Below are 20638 nucleotides of genomic sequence, written 5' to 3' on the forward strand. Positions count from 1 at the left end.
AGTTACTCAGACGTTGCTGTCGCTGTTTCGGCTTCTGTGGCTTCTTTCTCTTCCAATGCTTTTTCCTCTTTATCACGAATGGCGTCACGCATGGCTTTTTCGAAAGCTTTTTGGCGTTTAATGGCTTTTAGTTCATCCGCAGAAGGTGGAAGTATAGGATCCGTCTTACGTTGTATCATCCAGTAGTCAAATAGCGCACGGCCAATAGGAGCAGCAGTAGTACTACCACCACCGCCGTTTTCGACCAGTACGGCAAGCGCAATCTGTGGATCTTCTACTGGCGCAAAGCCATTAAACCAAGCATGATCCCAGTGGCGCTTATCGATTGCCGACTTGTCATAGCGTTTGCCTTGAGCGATAGATTTCACCTGTGCGGTACCTGTTTTACCAGCGATACGATAGCGCGGTGTATAGATGCCGCGCCCAGTACCACTTTTAACAGTGTCTTCCATAGCGTCGTGCATGCGTAACCAGTCTGATGGCTTGCCGTTGTAATCAATTTTGCCGTCTGGCTCAGTGATAATATTGACGTCCGCAGCACCGTCACTGCTTTTTAACAAATGCGGGGTAATGTGCTGTCCTTTACTGGCCGTCATGGCGGTCGCGTTGGCAATCTGTAGCGGTGTCGCCAAGAAGTAACCTTGTCCAATACTGACCGATATGGTCTCGCCTGGTAGCCAGTCTTTATCGTAAGAATCTTTTTTCCATTTCGGCGATGGCATAATGCCTGATTTTTCATTAGGCAAATCAATACCAGTATCCTCACCAAAACCAAAGCGTACCATCCAATCGTGCAGACGTTGAATACCCATCTCATAAGCCAACTTATAATAATAAGTATCGACTGACATCATGATAGATTTTTTGAGATCTACTGTACCATGACCACCACGTTTCCAGTCGCGGAATCGATGCGTGTCGCCAGGTAAGCTAAAATAGCCAGGATCATAGATGGTGCTGTTCCAATCGCGTAAACCATAATGAATGCCGCCTAAACCTTCAAATGGCTTGATAGTGGAGCCAGGTGGGTAAGTACCCTGAAGCGCACGGTTATACAGTGGCTGATCCAGATCCTCACGCAGGTCATCGTAGTCTCTGTAAGAGATGCCTGATATAAAAGGGTTAGGATCGTAACTGGGATTACTGACAAATGCTAAGACGTCACCGTTTTTTGGATCTATCGCAACGATTGCACCGCGGCGTCCATCAAGCTGCTGCTGAGCGATGGTTTGCAGACCATAATCCAAGCTTAACGTAATATCGTTGCCAGCTATCGGTGGCTTGGTATCCAGTTGACGTAAAATATTGCCATGCGCATCTGTTTCGACTGATTGATAACCTGGTTGCCCAAGTAAGATGTCTTCGTAGTAATCCTCGATGCCAATTTTACCGATTAGGTCAGTACCAGCATAACGGTCTTTATCAATGCGTTTAGACTCTTTATCATTAATGCGGCCAACATAACCAATGACATGGGCAAACAGCTCATCATACGGATATGAGCGGGTAAGTTTACTTTGGATAGAGACGCCGCGGAAAAATGGCTTACGCTCACTAAACTGAGCCAGTTGCGCTTCTGTTAAATCGATTTTGATGGTTACAGGGTCATTCTTATTTTTACTTAGACGCGCCAAAATATCGGTAATATCTGTATCAGTTAAATCGAAAATAGGCGCAAGTAGATTTAACGTACGCTCTGGGTTTTCGACCTCATCAGGGCTTAACATCGCTGTAAATACAGGCTGATTGTCTGCCAGGATCACCCCATTACGATCGTAAATATAACCACGACTAGGCGGTGCAGATATCAGTTTAATACGGTTGTTATCTGCTTGCGTTGTGTACTGGTCATGAGCGTAGACTTGCAAATACCCGTACCGTGTTATCAAACCGCCCAGACCAATCAATATTATAATCCCAAAAATGATAATACGATTGGTAAAGGTACTGTTGACCTGCTGGGTATTGGGAGTTATCGGTTTATTCATAGAAGATTAGAGCCCAAACGGTCAGTGAGTCAATAAAGGAAAAATAAGAGGGCAGGCTGGTTAACCAAAGTGCGGTGAGTCTAAAGGATAATACAAGTGGTTTCAATCACATAGAAGGTGCGATGTGAAAACGTCATGCATTCATTTATACGCAGGTAGTCTTAGTTATTTTACTACAAATTATAACAGAACAAATGAGAAGGCGCAGTACTCAGTCATATATTTTGTTCTGTTTATCTATTAGCCAAAAACTGGCTTATATTCGGGTCTTTGAGGGTTGAGGGGTTCCGTGAGATATATCATTTTTAGTTATAACTCGACTATGGTCTATATGTGCTAATAAATGGCAAGTATGCTAAAATCAGGCGATTTATTTTATAGTAGTTATTATGGGCGGAGCGTCTTTTGAAACGTTCTTATTTTGCTAAAGGTTTGTTATCTGTAACGATAATATTAGCAACGACAATCAACCTGTCAGGGACTAGATAAGTCATGGACGTAAATTCACTATGGCAGACGATAGCTGAACACCCAGAGTTTTTCGCCATGCTGACTATCCCACCAGTGACGGCATTTGTCACTTGGTTACATGTGTGGATGGCGCTCAAAATGCTATTCTATCCGATTAAGTTTCGGGGTGTTCGTATTCCTAACTTCCCATTTTTTGGGTTGCCAGGGATCGGTTGGCAAGGTATCGTTCCGCGTAAAGCGGGCAAGATATCAGGCGTTATTGTTGACCAAACACTCTCAAAACTCGGTTCGCTTGATGAGTTTTTTCAGGCGATGGAGCCTGAGCAAACGGCGACATTTGTCACTGATACGGTTGATAGGAATCTTGAACCTTTGATAGATGAGATTATGCTGGATCATTCGCCAGCATTGTGGGGCAATTTACCGTATGCGATTAAACGTCGAGTTTATGCTCAAGCACATCAAGAGCTACCCAGTATTATGCAGTCGCTTGTAACAGATTTGACCCACCATGTCGAAGATCTAGTCGATATGCGTAAGATGATTGTTAATACAATGGAAAACGATCGTCGCCTGATGGTCAATATGTTTTTAAAGGTCGGGCAAAAAGAGATCGATTTTATCTGGCATATCAGTGCTTTGATTGGTTTGGTATTTGGTATTATCCAGATGTTTATATTTTTGATGGTGCCCCAGCATTGGACCGTACCATTTTTTGCTGCGATTTGGGGCTTTCTCACCAATTGGATTGCTATTTGGATGGTGTTTAATCCAGTAGAGCCGCACTTTATACCTTACTTGAAGCTATTTACGGTGCAGAGTCGCTTTCCATTTATCAAACCAGTCATGCCGCATATCGCAAAGTATCGTTTACAAGGCGGCTTCATGAAGCGCCAAGAGGAAGTCTCTGAGGTTTTTGCTGAGATTGTGGTAAAAGATTTGGTCACTTTAGAAAACATTATGAATGAAATGATGTATGGTGACCGCTCAGCGCAAACGCGCGATTTGATGAAATCGCATCTATATACGGTGCTTGAGTCGCCAGTGATCAGCACAACATTACGCGTGGGCTTGGGTCGCCGTGATTATGGACAATTAAAAAATACCATCATCGACAAGTCTATTGTCGCAACGATGGTACCATTGCGAGATCCTGAGCTGAATGAAAGCCGAGCTAGTAAGATATTTGGTCTGTTTCGCGATAGAATACGTGCGCTCACGCCAAATGAATTTCAGAATCTATTGCGTCCAGCTTTTCGTGAGGATGAGATGACGCTGATTGTTTTGGGCGGTTTGACCGGTTTTCTAGCAGGTTGGTTGCATTTAGTGTTAGTATTTTTCCCCTCAGTGCAGTAATGCATGAATAAGTATTTTTAAATAGTCATGAGTCGCTGTACTGAACAAGCTTTTAATAACTAAAAAATGCAGAATTAACAATAGATAAGCATTTTGTATCAATCATTCATATTGGTACGTCACAACGATAGTAGCGGGTTTTATGTGCTTCTACAGCAATTGAAACCTCAGTTTTTAACCGTAAACTATGACCGCATAAAGGATTATTAGCGTTTGCCAGTGGCTAGCAATGCCATCGGTGAACCCTTAATTGTATCCAAGGTAAACAAGGTTAGACCGTATGTTAATCACAGAATTGGGTTATTTTGCCTTGCTGGCCGCTTTTATACTGGCGATTTTGCAGGTGGTACTACCAACCATTGGCGTCATGCGTGACCACGTCGCTTGGCAGCGTTTGGCGCCAAGTCTGGCATGGGCACAATTTGCGGCAATGATTACATCATTCGCTGCGCTGATGGCAGGCTTTTATTACAATGATTTTAGTCTCGTCTATGTCACTCAGCACTCAAATACATTGCTACCTTGGTACTACAAGTTGTCTGCGACATGGGGCGGGCATGAAGGCTCGTTGCTGCTTTGGATGACCATCATGGCCACTTGGTGTGCGCTGGTCTCATATTTCAGTCGTGGGTTGCCGTTATCTATGCGTGCGCGAGTGCTTGTGATACTAGCAGGCGTGCAGATGATGATGCTAGCGATGCTTATCTTTACCTCATCACCATTTGATCGCACATTGCCTAATCTGCCTGTTGATGGCGCGGATCTAAACCCTGTATTGCAAGATTTTGGTTTGATCATTCACCCACCGATGCTCTATATGGGCTATGTGGGCATGGTTGTACCATTTGCATTTTGTATGGCAGCACTGTGGGAAGGGCGTTTGGATGCAGTATGGACACGCTGGTCGCGTCCATGGGCATTGGCTGCTTGGGGTTTCTTAACAGTCGGTATCGCACTTGGCTCATGGTGGGCTTATTATGAGCTTGGCTGGGGCGGTTGGTGGTTCTGGGATCCAGTAGAGAACGCCTCATTGATGCCGTGGCTGGCAGGGACAGCGCTACTGCATTCACTTGCTGTCACCGAAAAACGCGGTGTATTTAAAGCATGGACAATCATGCTTGCAATCTTTGCTTTTGCGCTCAGTCTGCTTGGTACGTTCTTAGTACGTTCAGGTGTCATCACGTCAGTGCATTCATTTGCCGCTGACCCGACGCGCGGTCTGGTGATTCTAGTGATCCTCGGTATCATTGTTGGCGGTGGTCTGTTGATGTTCGCTGTACGCGGCTGGCGTTTGACGGTCGAGAGTCAGTATCGACTTATCTCACGTGAATCATTTTTGGTGATTAACAACGTTATTATTCTGATTTCAACCTTAGTAGTGCTACTTGGTACGCTCTATCCTATTATTGCTGATGCCTTTAATTTAGGTCAGGTGTCTGTTGGCCCTCCATACTTCAACGCACTATTTGTGCCGTTGACGTGGCTACTATTAGTGGCAATGGGTATGGGTTCTAATATCCGCTGGAAACAAGACAGCCGTCCGTTATTAGGCGCTGGTATGGTTATCGCGGTAAGTAGTTTGGTATTGGCTGCCATCATCACCTACTTCACCAGTCCATCAGCGATGCTAAATATTGGTGTCACATTGGTCGTGAGCTTTTGGGTACTATTATGGATGGTTGTCGACTTCAAAGATAAAACCAAAAATGCACCAAGTCGCTTAAAGGGTTTACGTCAGTTACGTCTAAGTTACTGGGGTCAACAAACCGCTCATATTGGCGTCATCATTGCAGTCATCGGTGTGGCATTTACCAGCACGTTGAGCATTGAGCGTGATGTGGCATTAGGGCCTAATGATAGTGTGAATGTACAAGGTTATGACTTTACTGTACAAGGCTTCCGTGAAGTAAAAGGTAGTAACTTTGATGCCACACAAGCAGAAGTAATGGTCAGTAAAGACGGTCAAGAAGTGACCACGTTATACCCTGAAAAGCGTAACTATATTATCAGTATGATGCCGATGACAGAGGCTGCGATTGATGCCAATCTGATGCGCGATGTCTACGTAGCACTTGGTGAGCCGATTGCCGAAGATAGCAATGAATGGGCTTTTCGAATCTATGTTAAACCGCTTATTCGCTGGATATGGTTGGGTGCGCTTATCATGGCGTTTGGTGCATTACTCAGTATGCTAGACAGTCGTTATCGTATCAAAAAAACCAAAACACCTGCGCAAATTGCGGCCAAAAAATCAGGCTTTGCTACAGTTGCAGATTTAGATACTTCAGCTACAAAGATAGGGGAGCGTTGATATGACTACCTCAAGCAATGAACCTGATAACAAAGTTCAACAAGCAACCGTCAACGGTAGCAAAACGACAAGTAGCAATAAAGTGAAAAGTAAGAAAAAGTTAAAGATTGGATTTTTGATTCCGTTGGTTATCTTTATTGGCTTGGTCGCTATACTCTATATGCGTTTGGGCAAACCGACTGATATCGTGACCAATACGGCTCTAGAACGCCCAGTACCTGCCTTTGAACTACCGTTGTTGTCAGATACCAGTCGTATTATGACCAATGACAACTTGCCAGATAAGCCATTTTTAATGAATATCTGGGGCTCTTGGTGCCCAACTTGTATTATTGAGCATCCATTTTTGATGGAGCTAGAAGAGCGCGGCGTTAACTTAGTGGGTGTCAATTACAAAGATGATATTGGCGATGCATTAGGGTATCTGAATCGCGGCGGTGATCCGTTCTCTATGTCTATTCAGGATTTGTCAGGACAATTTGCTTTAGACCTGGGTCTGACAGGTGCTCCTGAGACTTTCATCGTCGATGGTGAAGGGGTTATTCGTCAGCATATCGTCGGTGAAATCAACGAAAGCAATTGGCAAAGTCGTATTACGCCTTGCTTGATGGTACTCAATGAGGCTAGCAATAATGGGGTTAGTCCAGATCCGAGTCAAGTTGCGGAGGTGTGCAAATGATAGCCCATCAAATAAGAAGTGCGACTATCAAGTTAGCAAGCTTGCTGATCGCCTGTCTATTCAGCATGGCCAGTTTTGCTGCAATTGATGTTTATGACTTTGACTCTGTGCAACAAGAAGCCCAATATCGTGGTCTTATCGAAGAACTGCGCTGCCCAAAATGCCAAAATCAAAACTTGGCAGGGTCTGATGCACCCATTGCGCAAGACTTAAAACAAAAGACCTATGATTTGATTAAAGATGGTCGTAGTGATGGCGAGATTCGAGCGTATATGCAAGAACGCTACGGTGACTTTATCAGCTATAAGCCACCGGTACGTCCTTCAACATGGATTTTATGGTTTTTCCCACCATTATTATTGATCGTTTTGCTAGTTGGTTGGTTTTGGCAAAGCAAACGTCGTCAGCTCGTCGCTAGTGGCGAGGGTGGTGTGACAATAGACAACAATGTAAAAGCATTGTCTGCCGCTGAAAAAGCAGAACTTGATCGCTTATTGTCACGAGCTAATAATGATGACAAAGACGACACTACAAGCCTTGGGGGCAAAAAATGACCATATTTTCTACTGTTGGCTTATTTATTGCGCTAAGTTTACTTGTCGCTTTGTTGCTGGGTGTTATCACCATTAAACCATGGTTAAAAGCACCGCGTTCACATAGTAAGCCTTTGGACAATCAACTACTAGATATCAACGTTGCTGTGTTCCGTGAGCGACTAGCAGAACTGAAAACAGATAAAGACAGTGGCGTTATTGATGATCATCATTATCAAAACCAAAAACTTGAGCTTGAACGTCAACTTTTGGATGCCCAGCGTGAAGTCTCACCGATGGTCACGCCAGGTATCAAAAGCCGCTTGATTGTTATCGTTTGGGTACCTGTATTGACTGCCATGGCATATCTGATGGTCGGTGATCGCACACCCGTATTTGAGTTGTGGGCTGCTGAAGACAAAGTTGGCCAAGTGGCGGATGATCTATTAGCAGGTAGAATCGATCAGCCACCTGCTTGGGCAATTGAAGATGGTAATCAGTTGATTAGTGCCATGCAGACTAACGTCTATCGTCATGCTAGTGACTACAATCGCTGGATGCGCCTATCGGAGCTGTTCTTATCATTAGAAGCGACTGATTCAGCGTTAGAGGCATTGTCGCGCGCTTATCGTCTATCACCTGATAATGAAGAAATTGCGACCACTTATGCGCAGATCAGTTTCTTTGCTAATAAAGGTCAGTTAGATGCAAATAGCCGCCGAGTATTAGAAAATATACTAGCCACAAACCCAGAGCATGAAGGCGCACAAATGCTTATGGCGATGGGTGAAGCACGTGCTAGTAACTTCGATCAAGCACAAGGCTGGATTAAGCGTCTGCGTGAGAGTATCGCAGCCAAACCAGGAGATCACACGCAAGCGCTATCAAGTCTAGACGAGCTTAGTGCTAATGTGGTGATGCAGCAGCAGCAAGCCTCTGAAGGCGTCGAAGTGACGGTCAAAGTCAATGCCAGTCTACTACCGTTGGTAAAAGCTGACGATACACTGTTTGTAGCGATACGTGATGTAAAAGGTGGTCCACCATTTGCAGCGAAGCGTCTACCAATCAGCAATATCAAGCAAGGCGAAGCCGTTATTAGTCTAAGTGATCTTGATGCTATGATGCCAGAGCGTACTCTTGGGTCGGCTCGTTCTGATAAAGTACAGCTAGCGGTCATCGCTCGTATCAGCCATAGCGGTAATGCTACCGCAGAATCAGGTGACCTTTCTGGTAACCCAGTGGTCATCGGCGCAGAACAAACTGAAGTTAATGTGGAAATCAATCAGCAAGTTCCATAGTTATAGTAGTATAAATACCTAACAAAAATGGTGTTTATTATATAGATGCTGTTGCTCAGCATAGCCGTGAGCAACAGTGCGATGATTGACTTGATTAGAAGAGGTGTGAAGTTGATTCAGGTAGTTAACTAGACATTCCAAATACAGTCAATTTTCTACTTTTTATTCTGAATTGACTACATATGAACAGATAAGTCATGCCAACTTATCACATCAATAATGAAAATACTTGAGCTTTGCAGGGCCACAAGGTAAGGTAGCTTTGCAAACAAATAATCCCTGGGTTTTATTAATCCCAAAATCCTATCTATTAAGGAGAGTCGTGTAATGATGCGTATTATTTTACTAGGACCACCAGGCGCCGGTAAAGGTACCCAAGCCCAGTTTATTTCTAAAGAATATGATATTCCACAGATCTCAACTGGCGACATGCTACGTGCAGCAATCAAAGAAGGTAGCGAGCTTGGCAAAAAAGCCAAAGATATCATGAATGCTGGTGGTTTGGTTTCTGATGACCTTATTATCAACCTAGTGAAAGAGCGTATCGCTAAGCCTGATTGTGTCAATGGTTGTATTTTAGATGGTTTCCCGCGTACTATTCCTCAAGCGCAAGCACTTGCAGACGCTGATGTTGCTATTGACCATGTGGTTGAGATCAGTGTTCCTGATGACGAAATCGTTAGCCGTCTGTCTGGCCGTCGTCAGCATCCAGGTTCAGGCCGTGTGTATCATATCCATCACAATCCACCAAAGGTTGAAGGCATCGATGATGTCACTGGTGAAGCGCTTATCCAGCGTGAAGATGACCAAGAAGCGACTATTCGTGATCGTCTGTCTACTTATCATGAGCAAACGTCAGCATTGGTTGGTTTTTACCAAGACAAAGCTAAAGAAGGCGATGACGCACCTAGCTATGACAAGTTTGATGGTACGCAAGGTATCGATGATGTTAAGCAGCAAATCTTGTCTGCACTAAAAGGCTAATTGTCGATTTTAGCTAATTGATTTAGCCAGTCGATGTAGTCATTGAAGACCCTGTTTGGTAACAGGGTTTTTTTATGGCTGATGACTTTGTGCATTATAAAAACATGGCCACAAAAAAACCGCTCACTCATTATAAGTAAACGGCTCTTTTATCAACATATATAACTTATAAAGCTCATATACTTTTGATCAATACCTATGCATTACCTTCAGCATCCACTTGCGCTTGCTGCTGGCTTTGCGCGTATGCTTGATCGAAGTTCACAGGTGCTAGTAGCAATTGTGGGAAGCTACCACGTGTCACGATGTCACTGATGACTTCACGAGCGTATGGGAACAACACATTAGGGCAATATGCACCTAGGATTTGACCGATTTGGTCTTCTGGAATATCTTTTAGTAAGAAGATACCTGCTTGATGCACTTCAGCGATAAACGCTGCTTCTTCCGCATTTTTGGCAGTAACGCTCACAGTTAGGATAATTTGATAATGATCATCATCTAATTTTTCAGCGTTGCTAGACAAATTGATATCAAGCTCTGGGTTCCACTCTTTGGTGAATACGCCAGCGCCTGGAACTTCAAGTGACATATCTTTTACATAGATACGTTCTAGTGCCAATTGTGGTTGTGCTTGTTCTTCAGCCATGGTAAATCCTCTAAAATTAAATCAAATGATTGGACAAATCGTCATTTCAATAAAAATTCATTGTAATATAAATCAAGATGAAAACTTGATATTTCTTATCATTACTTCTTAATGTTCTATTAAAATTCGCCGCTGCCTATCTTTACATAGATAAAGACAGACAGTAAAGAGATGTAGCAGATTAACCAGCCAATAGCTCGTCAAGTTTGCCTTGCTGGTTCATTTGGTTGAGCTCATCAAAACCACCAACAAAGGTTTCACCAACAAAGATTTGCGGCACAGTGCGGTAGTTATTGGTCTTTTTCATTAATGCTTGACGCTCTTCGCTGCTCATATCGTGCATACCGATTTCTTCATAATCAACGCCTTTGGTTTTCAGTAGTTGTTTGGCGTTTGAGCAGTATGGGCAGATAGGGGTAGTATAAACTTTCACAGATACAGTCATGGTAAATCCTTATTTATAAATTTATGGGATAACAAACTTATTATAAAGAGCATGATAAATCATCATAGCCTCAGAGTTGGTATAGTCTGTTATCAATGAGTAAAGTATAAATGCATTTGGTGATGCTCATTACTAAAGTGGGGATGGGCATAACAAATTCAAGCTGTTTTGGCCCAAAACGTCTTTTAAACTATAAATAGAATATAAAAAGCGTACCATAAAAAAGACACCTAATAAGAAGGTGTCTTTTTTATAGCGCTTATACCGGCCTATTACTTGCTTAGACTTGGTTTTGTTTTACCTTTAGTCTTTGATTTGGTGTCTTTTACACCAACCAATGGCATACCAGCGCCTTGCCAACCGCCGACACCGCCATCTAAGCGGTAGACACTATCTTTACCAATCATCTGAATCGCAGCGCCTGCTTGTACGCCCATGTCGCAGATGATAATCACTGGCTGCTCAATCGCGCGAATCTCTTCTAAGCGGTCTTTGAGGTCAGTAAACGGTATATTGCGGCTGCCTTGAATATAGCCTGATTCAAACTTCTTCTTAGCGCGAATATCAATAAGCTGCGCGTTTTGAGAGTTGACCATCATGCCAAGCGTGTTAGGCGATATTTTTCTACCGCTACGTTTGTTTTCAATCGTAAAAAACAGTATAGCAAGTACGGCTAATATACCAAATAAAAACGGGTGGTTGCCCACAAATTCCAGCGCACGATCCAAACCATACCTCCAAAAAAATAAGTGTTCTATCGAGCTGAGAAGACAGCCCAATGATATTGAACAAGGCGCTATTATACCGATAAGGTCATCTATAGTAAACGGGCGATGACACGAGCAATGATTAAGTGGTTATTGCACTTATCTATTGAGATTTTCAGCTTAATAAAAATATCTACTCACAATACCGCATTTAACGAAGGCGGACACTAACAAACTAAAATTCAATAAGGCTTAGTATCAGCTTCTTCTCGTAGCGTAACGAGGTTTTCAACACGGCGCTGCAATACCTCACCATCAGCGACTGCCTGCCATAATGCGCAGCCTTTGCTGTTGTGAGTATGGCGACAGTCACGGAATTGGCAGTTGCCAGCCAATGGTGCTAGCTCAATGAAGCCTGAGATAATATCGTCAGGGGTGAGGTGCCAAATACCATACTCACGAATTCCTGGTGTATCAACGATACCGCCTTGAGTGAGGTCTTTTGGATTGAATGGCAGCAGTCGACTGGTCGTCGTCGTGTGCTGACCGAGCTTAGAGTTTTGTGAGATGATATTGACGCTCTGACCAGAGTCGGGAAGTAGGGCATTGATCAAACTGCTTTTACCGACGCCAGATTGACCAGCAAAGATAACTAGTTTTTTATCTATATAGCGCTTTAGCTCATCAGGGCCTTCTTGCTCATCGCTCTCGGCAATATTTTCAGGGCAGTCGACCGAAGTCAGAACACTTTCATAACCAAGTGCGGCATATTGTGCTAATAATTCATTGGTATCTACGCCGTTTTCTGCTGCCAATAAATCGGCTTTGTTAAGTACCAATAGTGGTTTGACGCCTGCATGATGACATACCACGAGATAGCGATCGATCAGTGTTGGCGCGGCGGCAGGCAATGGCGCAAAAACAATCGCCAAAATATCGACATTGGCAGCGACAGGTTTGAGCTTATGATAGCGGTCAGGACGAGACACTAGCGATGTACGCGGTTTAACAGCTTCGATACGTCCAAAGCCGGTATTAGAGTCAGCATTCCAGCGAACTTGATCACCAGCAGCTAGCATCGGTAAGTTAGTACGCACATGACAGCGCCAAATATCATTCAATTCAAGCGCTTGCCAAAATGGCTCAGGATCATCAGGTGCAATCTCTGGCTGCTCAGGTATCACTGCAGGCAGGCTAGTGACTTGTACTTCTAGTTGCTTACCGTAATGCGCCATGACCACGCCATCCATCAAACTGTCATCAATACTATCTTGATTGGACAGTTGCTGCTTGTCGATGCGACGAATCTGTTGTTTAGTCAGTTTGCGTTGCCGGATTAATGCCATGGGTTTGTGACCTATTATAAAAATATTGCTAAGTGTAGCGTGAAAATTTGCTAACATACAGCCTAAAGCGTCTGCGGCAGACAGTGGTTTTGTAATATTTTAGCTGCTTATTAGATTTTTCAAATCTATCAGTGCGCTACAATACTGTCTGAGCACGAGTCTTTACTCGTAATACGTTTTTTAAATTGTGTTTAAAACTGTTCCAAAATTCAATGACCATAGGATACTGTATGACTACCGGTGACCATCCCAACAAGATTAAAATCAAAAATAAAGGCAAAAAAGGGCTGGTGTGGATTGATTTAGAAATGACCGGACTTGATACCTTAAACGATGAGATTATCGAGATTGCTACTGTCGTTACTGACGAAGATTTGAACGTACTTGCTGAAGGCCCAGTATTTGCTATCAAAGTATCGGATCAAGTCTTAAATAAAATGGATGACTGGAATACCAAGCAGCACGGTCAATCTGGATTGGTCGATCGTGTGCGTCGTAGTACGGTAACGTTGGCAGAAGCCGAAGCTGAGACTATCAAGTTCCTAAACAAATGGGTTGATAGTGGAAAATCGCCAATGTGTGGTAATTCTATTTGCCAAGATCGTCGATTTATGGCGCGCCAAATGCCAGAACTTGAGCGTTTCTTCCATTATCGCAATCTTGACGTATCGTCAATCAAAGAGCTTTGTTTCCGCTGGCGTCCTGATATTTTGCGAAACTTTGAAAAAGGTGGTAGTCACTTAGCCCTAGACGATATTCGCGACTCTATTCGTGAGCTAAAGCATTATCGTCAGCATTTCTTTAAATTGATGGACTAAAGAGCGGGCGATAAGCAGTTTAAGAGTGTAGTAAAAGTAAAAAGGGTCTGTTGAATTATCAACCGACCCTTTTTGTATTAAAGAAAAATGTTTTGAGATACGTTGTTTAAAACGCCATTGAACGTGCTTTAGCGAATAAGACATTCAAACTCAAACAACCCAAACTCAGCATCATTACTATTCAAACGGTCATTTGAATTCTCGTCATCTGTTACTGCCCCAATCACTGCATTGACTTTCGGCTGGCGGGAATCTTCATCTAATAATCGCCAGTCGCCAAGCACATAACGTTTTTTATCAGTAGTCGCCTGATGGATATCGGGGCGATGGGTATGTCCGTGCAATAATGCATCGCTAGTGGTGATGGCTTTACTTACGGCTTCATCGTTCACATCCATGATATAAGCGGCCTTACTAGCATTGTTCTGTTGGCTTCGTTGTCGCATATTGTCTGCGATAGCTAAGCGTTTTTCTAGCGACTTATTAAGCAAATACCACTGTGTTAAGCGGTTACGCATAATCTTGCGAAAAAACTGATATTTTTTATCGTCAGTACAGAGTGTATCACCATGTTCTAAGCGATAATTCTGCGGACCAATAGGCAAAGTGTACGGCTCGTTGATAAGTTCACCACCGAACAGGTTACAAAACGGCTGACCCAGTAAAAAGTCACGATTGCCGTGCATGACTAATATCTCACATCCATTGATACGTAATTGTTTGAGTTTAATGATAAGCGGCGTCAACCAGTGCGCCACCTGCTCATCTTCTGACAGTGACAGGTAGGTATCATCACCCAGCCACACCTCAAACCAGTCACCCAATATAAAGAGGCGTTTGAGAGTAGGTAGGGCAAGACAGTCATCGAGCAGCGCTAAAAAAGCCTGCACTAAGGCAGGCTCTTGAGGCGATAAATGCAAATCGCTAATCAATACTTGCCGCACTTGATGAGGGCGGGTCGTGATTAAGTGATTAAAACTTTGCATTTATCTTTGTCCTCGTGACTTATCGTATAGCGAGCATTTTCTAATCAATTCTATTAAAAAATGCTCGCTCATTCACAGCTATCGCTAAGTAACTATTACTGAATAGCTGCTATTAAATAGCTACTACTGAGTAACGATAGTAGCTGAGTTGATAACAACTGGCTCTTTTGGCACATCAGCATGCATGCCGAAACGACCCGTTGGTACGCTGCGCATTTTTTCGATAACGTCCATACCACTAGTGACTTTACCAAATACGGTGTAGCCCCAACCTTGCATGTTTTTGCCAGAGTGGTTTAGGAAGTCGTTGTCTTTTACGTTGATGAAAAACTGGCTAGTTGCTGAATGAGGGTCTTGGGTACGCGCCATTGCGATAGTACCTTTGTCATTTTTTAAACCATTGTCCGCTTCGTTTTCGATAGGCGCATTGGTTGGCTTTTCATTCATCTCAGCGTCCATTCCGCCGCCTTGAATCATGAAACCATCAATGATGCGATGGAAAATTGTACCGTCATACTGACCAGATTTTACGTAGTTTAAAAAATTTTCTACGGTTTTTGGTGCTTTCTCTTCGTTGAGTTCGATAACGATCGCACCCATATTGGTTTCTAGTTCTACTACTGGTGGCATGTCTACCATGGGAGATTCCTTTTTGGTTGCAGCGCCTTAAATAACACTGTCAAGTGGTGGCTAAAAAATTGGTGGTTAAAAAGTTATGGGTAGTCTAACGGCTTTTTTATCTCGTGTCATGTATCAGGCTGTTAATGCGTTTGCGAAACCTGATAGAATAACGCAACTTTACCCATTTTTGACAAATTTTGATAATGCTGTCGCACTATCTAAGTTTTTATATTCTCGTTTTATTTTAATATTCTAGTTTAAACGTTTTGTGATGCGTGATGGCACGCACCATGAACTGACAATTTGCGTTAGGAGCAATGCCCGATGAGTGATCACTCAAGCAACAATGCACAAAAAGACGAACCAAAAAACGATTTTATTCGTAATATCATTCGTGACGATGTCAATGCGCAAAAATACCAGCAAATTGTAACGCGCTTTCCGCCTGAGCCAAATGGCTACCTGCATTTAGGCCATGTAAAATCTATCTGCTTGAACTTTGGTGTGGCCAAAGAGTTCGGCGGTGTGTGCAACCTGCGTTTTGATGACACCAACCCAACTGCCGAAAAGCAAGATTATATCGACAATATTAAGAACGATGTACAGTGGTTAGGTTTTGAGTGGGCAGGCGAGGCACATCATGCCTCAGGTTATTTTGATCAGCTACATGCATGGGCAGTCCAATTGATTGAGCAATGCGACGCTTATGTTGATTTGCAAACCCCGGAGCAAATCCGCGATAACCGTGGTTCATTTAATGAAGCAGGAACGCCTTCACCATATCGTGATGCCAGTGTTGAAGAAAACCTAGCGCTTTTTAATGATATGAAAGCAGGTAAGTACGCTGAAGGAAAGGCTATCTTGCGCGCCAAAATTGACATGGCTAGCCCAAATATGAACCTGCGTGATCCTGTCATTTATCGTGTAATGCATCAAGTGCATCATCAGACTGGTGATAAATGGTGCGTTTATCCCATGTATGACTTTGCTCATCCACTCTCGGATGCGCTAGAAGGTATTACCCATTCATTATGTACGCTTGAGTTTGAAGATCATCGTCCATTTTATGATTGGGTCATTGAGAAAATCGGCTTTGACGTACCACCGCATCAGTATGAGTTTAGCCGCTTAAACGTTGACCATACATTGACTAGTAAGCGTAAGCTAAAGCAATTGGTAGATGAAGGTATCGTCAGTGGTTGGAATGACCCACGTATGCCAACTGTCGCTGGCATGCGTCGCCGTGGTTATACGCCAGAGGGCTTGCGTGATTTTTGTGAGCGTGTGGGCGTGACCAAAGCGGATAGTGTGGTTGATTTTCGTTTGTTAGAATTCAGCGTTCGTCAATCGTTAGAAACGACAACTGGTCGTGGTATGGCAGTCCTAAAGCCATTAAAAGTGACTATCACTAACTTTAGCGAAGCGGTCAGCAGCTGGGAGTCGCAAAAAGCCGATAGCGTTAACGCACGTTTTGATGAGGCGACTCAGACGCTTTGGTTGACTCAGCCTAATCATCCTAACGTGGATATGGGTGAGCGTGAGATTCCATTTACCGAAACGCTATATATCGATCAAGGTGATTACGAGATTGAACCGCCAGCAGGCTACAAGCGCCTCTCTCCAGAAAAGCCAGAGATTCGTCTACGTAATACTTATGTGCTAGCCGTCACTGAGCATATTACTGATGAAAATGGCAATGTCGTTGAGCTAAAAGCGACAATTGACCCTACTACTTTGGGCAATAACCCTGAAGGGCGTAAGGTCAAAGGTGTGATTCACTGGGTATCAGCCAGCCAAGGTGTACCAGCCACAGTACGCATGTATGAGCAGCTGTTCAGTGCTGAAGACCCAAGTGGCGTGGCTGATGTTCATCAAGCGCTAAATCCGAACTCGCTCACTGAGTTAAACGCCGTGGTTGAACCATCTTTGGTTAATGCAGATGCTGGCACTCGCTTCCAGTTTGAGCGTGAAGGTTACTTCATCTCTGACAGCGAAGATCACAGTGCTGATAAGCCAGTTTTTAATCAAATCGTTAGTTTGCGTGATAGCTATAAGCCAGCTTAGTTTATATTGGCTTAATATTTGAAAAACACTGTTATCCAAATGGATAGGGTACTTTGAAATAATACTGAACAATAGTAGTTTGCAAGCAAGCCCATTTCTAGTACGCTAGGGATGGGCTTTTTTATACATGGTTATTTTGTGCATGTTTGTGCATGATTATAGTGGCGAATTTTTCTTATGGGATGCAGGGATGGTGGTCTAGTTATTTATTAAAGCTGTTGATTCATAAAAACTTATTAAAAACTCTGTCCATCAGCTTAGCGTTAGATGGAATAACCGCATTACAATCCGTCACAAGACATTCATAACCAGTTTGTTAAGATAAAGTCAGTTTTTACGGATGTGCTTTATGTTATATTTGATAGCTAAGCACGTCGATGATAATAATAGAACGCGAGGCCGACGTGTCGATATAAGTGTTCACCCATATAACTAAGGATTCAAACATGGCACATTTACGTTTAGGTGATACCGCACCAAATTTTGACGCTACAACCACAGAAGGTGATATCAATTTCCACGAGTGGGCAGGTGATCACTGGGTCGTTTTCTTTTCTCATCCAGCAGATTTTACGCCAGTATGTACCACTGAGCTTGGTCGCGCCGCTGCATTGAATGGTGAGTTTCAAAAGCGCAATGTAAAACCAATTTGTATTTCTGTTGATAGCCTAGAAGATCACAAAGCGTGGGCGAGCGATATCGGTGAGACTCAAGGTACAGACCTGAACTTTCCAATCATCGCTGATCCTAACAAAGAAGTCGCTGAACTATATGACATGATGCATCCTAATGCTGATAGCACTCATACAGTACGTAGCGTCTTTGTTATTGATCCAAGCAAAAAGGTCCGTCTAACACTGACATATCCTGCCAGCTGTGGTCGTAATTTTGATGAAATTATCCGTGTGATTGACGCACTACAGTTATCGGACGAGTATAACATTGCAACACCAGTAGACTGGAAAGATGGTGATGACGTGATTATTCCACCAAGTGTAAAAAATGAAGATATCGCTGCAAAATACCCAAAAGGTCATAAAGAGATTAAGCCGTATCTACGTACTACACCTGCACCAAACAAATAATTATACTGATGACTAAATGTGATTAAATAAAGCCCCATGACTTAGAGTTATGGGGCTTTTATTATTTCTATTTTATGATTAATAAAACTTTGCCACGACGGTTAGATTAGGCTATAACTGTGGTATAGCGTATCAATAGGTTTATGCTTATAAGTACAACAACCATAATAAAGCGTATCAGCGCTAAGTTGTTGTCTAATCATTATTACAAGGAGTTTACTATGAAAAAACTATATATTACCCGTACCGCGCCCAATCCACGTAAAGCGCTTATCCTATTGGCCTCAAAAGGTATCGATGTTGATAACATGGATGACATCGATGTTATCGATATTGATTTTGCGGAAAGTGAGCAGAATTCAGATGAGTTTACTAACATGAACCCGATGCGTACGGTTCCAGTCTTAACACTGTCTGATGGGACTGTTCTAAATGATTCACAGGCTGTTTGTGAATATCTCGACCGCGTTTACGGTGAGCGTTCAGTAATGGGTAATGATGTGGTACAGCGTGCGCAAGTTTGTTCTATGCGCCGCATTGCAGAGTTCGAAGTACTATACAACTTCATGTTGGCGTTTCAACATAGTAATCCTGCTAAGGCTCAACGTGTTGAGCAAGTGCCAGAGTTTGTTGAGCCGTCTATCGCACGAGGTGTCAAAACACTTGCTTATTTTGAAAGCATACTAGAAGACCGCGAGTATTTGGTTGGTGAGCAATTAAGTTTTGCCGATATCGTACTCTATATAGGTTTAGACTTTGGCAAAGTACTCAAAGTAGATCCTAATGAACAAGGTGCAAACCTAGCTCGTTTTTACCAAAAAATGAATGACCGCTTTAGTATTAAAAAGATGGCTAAAGCCAAACCTGCAAATGTGAATGACTAAAAGGTTCTAGGAAAATAGTTCAAATCACAAGGTTTATCTATTACCCTTCTCAGTAAATTGATCGCGATAAAGCAAAACAGCTAACCCCAACCGTTAGCTGTTTTTTTATGAAATATAATAAAAATCAACATTTCGTTACATAGGTCAACAGAGCCAAGGTTATAGTGGTCAGTCTAACCCCGTTATATCAATGTTATATAAGTTATGTTTCAAAACCGTTTACTTAAAGAGGTAATTTTAAATTATGACATCTTTTGAGTAAGTGTTTCAAAACATAGAGGGTACGTGAGATAAGTTGTACAAGCTTACTAAGAGGTATGTAATATGGTAGGTAGCCGAAATAAGCCAACGTTAAAAGCACTGCTATTGCCCAGTGTGATGGTGGTTAGTCTGATTCTAAGTGCGTGTCACCAAGAAGCGGCCTCTGGCGAAAACGATATGGCAGAGACTGCTGAAGATAGTGAAGTGACAAACACAGCAACAAATGAAAGTTTAATATCTAGTATCAAATCTACACTAAATGAATCTAAATCTACTGAATTGACCGATAAAGAAAAGCTAATGACCACCTTATCTCGTCATCGTTGGACGCTAGTAGGTACAATCGATGCTAATGAACAACCTGTGGTTGATCTTACGAATATTAACAGTCATACAACCCTTTCATTTAACCAGTATCAAGGGCAAGACACGCTAAGCTATAGCGTAGGCTGTAATACGATTAGTGCAGTTTACCAGTTAAAAGGGCATACTTTGACTACTGAAGAGGGTATGAGTACGAAAATGTCCTGTGGCGATCTGGACGAAGCTGAAAATACCTTGAATACATTTATGCAAGGCAGCAGTGAATTCAATATAGATCAAGGCGATAACACGGTATTAACGCAGGTTACTGATGACGATGTGACTTTAGTGTGGAATGGTAGGCTTACTGCACAAGCAAAATACAATAGCAAAGGTGAGACAGTATTTTGGGCAGTAAACTCCGAAACTGTACCGTGTGAAGCAAGCAGCTCTGAACAGTGTTTACAAATCAAGCCTATCACCTATAATAATCAAGGCATCAAAACTTACGAAGGAGAGTGGCGAGTATTCTTTGGTGAAATTGATGGCTATCAGCACGACAACAAACATGAAGAAGTATTACGCTTACAACGCTATGCGCTAAACATCGATGACGTGTCAGAGGCCAGTGAGCCAATCAAAGATGATACTGCTGATGAAAAGTATGCCTATATACTAGATGCAGTGATTGAAAGTTCAGTTACAGAGTAGCCTGTTGTCGTTTGAGCTTTGAGAGTTGAAATACTTATAGCCATAAAAAAACACGTGTCTAATAGCACGTGTTTTTTTATGGACTAGCTATTTTGATATTTATCCGTTTTAATGCCTTCCTGCTTCAATGTCGAGCTG

General features: G+C 42.8%; 18 protein-coding genes. 11 read left to right on the top strand and 7 right to left on the bottom strand.

The features are described from left to right. Positions 1-2 precede the first annotated feature (2 nt). Positions 3-1988 (bottom strand): penicillin-binding protein 2, encoded by a 1986-nt coding sequence (gene mrdA / locus ACT3QR_RS06690; RefSeq protein WP_444520598.1) that lies wholly within the window; start codon positions 1986-1988, stop codon positions 3-5. 492 nt (positions 1989-2480) lie between these two features. Here mrdA and ACT3QR_RS06695 point away from each other — a divergent pair, with 492 nt between their 5' ends. From ACT3QR_RS06695 to adk, 6 genes are all read left to right on the top strand, one after another. Continuing rightward, the gene (locus tag ACT3QR_RS06695) at positions 2481-3815 is read left to right on the top strand and encodes a hypothetical protein (protein WP_444520599.1); all 1335 of its coding nucleotides are present in this window, start codon (positions 2481-2483) and stop codon (positions 3813-3815) included. Positions 3816-4095: 280 nt separating this feature from the next. After that, a complete protein-coding gene (locus ACT3QR_RS06700) occupies positions 4096-6126 on the top strand; it encodes a heme lyase CcmF/NrfE family subunit (protein WP_444520600.1) in 2031 nt (676 codons plus the stop codon). A gap of 1 nt (position 6127) precedes the next feature. Further along, positions 6128-6805, top strand: a complete 678-nt coding sequence (locus tag ACT3QR_RS06705; RefSeq protein WP_444520601.1) for a DsbE family thiol:disulfide interchange protein — start codon at positions 6128-6130, stop codon at positions 6803-6805. Beyond that, positions 6802-7359 (top strand): cytochrome c-type biogenesis protein, encoded by a 558-nt coding sequence (locus ACT3QR_RS06710; protein WP_444520602.1) that lies wholly within the window; start codon positions 6802-6804, stop codon positions 7357-7359. The genes ACT3QR_RS06705 and ACT3QR_RS06710 overlap by 4 nt, the downstream gene beginning before the upstream one ends. After that, complete coding sequence (gene ccmI, locus ACT3QR_RS06715) at positions 7356-8636, top strand: c-type cytochrome biogenesis protein CcmI (RefSeq protein WP_444520603.1); 1281 nt, start codon at positions 7356-7358, stop codon at positions 8634-8636. Before ACT3QR_RS06710 ends, ccmI begins: the two co-directional genes overlap by 4 nt. A 330-nt stretch (positions 8637-8966) precedes the next feature. Further along, positions 8967-9620 carry an adenylate kinase gene (gene adk / locus ACT3QR_RS06720; protein ID WP_444520641.1) on the top strand — a complete coding sequence of 218 codons (654 nt, stop codon included), beginning with the start codon at positions 8967-8969 and terminating at the stop codon, positions 9618-9620. A gap of 196 nt (positions 9621-9816) precedes the next feature. On the opposite strand, the gene secB is transcribed toward adk, so the two are convergent. The 4 genes from secB to rsgA all read right to left on the bottom strand — a co-directional run bounded on the left by secB (position 9817) and on the right by rsgA (position 12767). Next, the gene (secB, locus tag ACT3QR_RS06725; RefSeq protein ID WP_444520604.1) at positions 9817-10269 is read right to left on the bottom strand and encodes a protein-export chaperone SecB; all 453 of its coding nucleotides are present in this window, start codon (positions 10267-10269) and stop codon (positions 9817-9819) included. A 181-nt stretch (positions 10270-10450) separates the two neighbouring features. Beyond that, complete coding sequence (gene grxC, locus ACT3QR_RS06730; RefSeq protein WP_021813631.1) at positions 10451-10714, bottom strand: glutaredoxin 3; 264 nt, start codon at positions 10712-10714, stop codon at positions 10451-10453. Positions 10715-10986: 272 nt separating this feature from the next. Then, complete coding sequence (locus ACT3QR_RS06735) at positions 10987-11442, bottom strand: rhodanese-like domain-containing protein (RefSeq protein WP_444520605.1); 456 nt, start codon at positions 11440-11442, stop codon at positions 10987-10989. A 221-nt stretch (positions 11443-11663) separates the two neighbouring features. Continuing rightward, positions 11664-12767: a ribosome small subunit-dependent GTPase A gene (gene rsgA / locus ACT3QR_RS06740; RefSeq protein WP_444520606.1), complete on the bottom strand. Its 1104-nt coding sequence runs from the start codon at positions 12765-12767 to the stop codon at positions 11664-11666. Between the two features lie 230 nt (positions 12768-12997). Between rsgA and orn the strand changes: the two genes are divergently transcribed. Next, positions 12998-13585 (top strand): oligoribonuclease, encoded by a 588-nt coding sequence (gene orn / locus ACT3QR_RS06745; RefSeq protein WP_444520607.1) that lies wholly within the window; start codon positions 12998-13000, stop codon positions 13583-13585. 128 nt (positions 13586-13713) lie between these two features. On the opposite strand, the gene ACT3QR_RS06750 is transcribed toward orn, so the two are convergent. Together ACT3QR_RS06750 and ACT3QR_RS06755 are read right to left on the bottom strand one after the other, a co-directional pair. Continuing rightward, positions 13714-14571, bottom strand: a complete 858-nt coding sequence (locus ACT3QR_RS06750; RefSeq protein ID WP_444520608.1) for a UDP-2,3-diacylglucosamine diphosphatase — start codon at positions 14569-14571, stop codon at positions 13714-13716. A 123-nt stretch (positions 14572-14694) separates the two neighbouring features. Next, a complete protein-coding gene (locus ACT3QR_RS06755) occupies positions 14695-15210 on the bottom strand; it encodes a peptidylprolyl isomerase (protein WP_179798385.1) in 516 nt (171 codons plus the stop codon). 306 nt (positions 15211-15516) lie between these two features. On the opposite strand from ACT3QR_RS06755, the gene ACT3QR_RS06760 reads away from it, so the two are divergent. From ACT3QR_RS06760 to ACT3QR_RS06775, 4 genes are all read left to right on the top strand, one after another. Beyond that, positions 15517-17256 (top strand): glutamine--tRNA ligase/YqeY domain fusion protein, encoded by a 1740-nt coding sequence (locus ACT3QR_RS06760; protein ID WP_444520609.1) that lies wholly within the window; start codon positions 15517-15519, stop codon positions 17254-17256. Between the two features lie 446 nt (positions 17257-17702). Beyond that, positions 17703-18341 (top strand): peroxiredoxin, encoded by a 639-nt coding sequence (locus ACT3QR_RS06765; RefSeq protein ID WP_444520610.1) that lies wholly within the window; start codon positions 17703-17705, stop codon positions 18339-18341. 221 nt (positions 18342-18562) lie between these two features. After that, positions 18563-19225, top strand: a complete 663-nt coding sequence (locus ACT3QR_RS06770; RefSeq protein ID WP_444520611.1) for a glutathione S-transferase family protein — start codon at positions 18563-18565, stop codon at positions 19223-19225. Positions 19226-19549: 324 nt separating this feature from the next. Beyond that, a complete protein-coding gene (locus ACT3QR_RS06775; protein WP_444520612.1) occupies positions 19550-20500 on the top strand; it encodes an META domain-containing protein in 951 nt (316 codons plus the stop codon). Positions 20501-20638 lie beyond the last annotated feature (138 nt).

This window comes from Psychrobacter sp. AOP7-B1-25, from assembly GCF_052376195.1.
Classification (GTDB): Bacteria; Pseudomonadota; Gammaproteobacteria; order Pseudomonadales; family Moraxellaceae; genus Psychrobacter.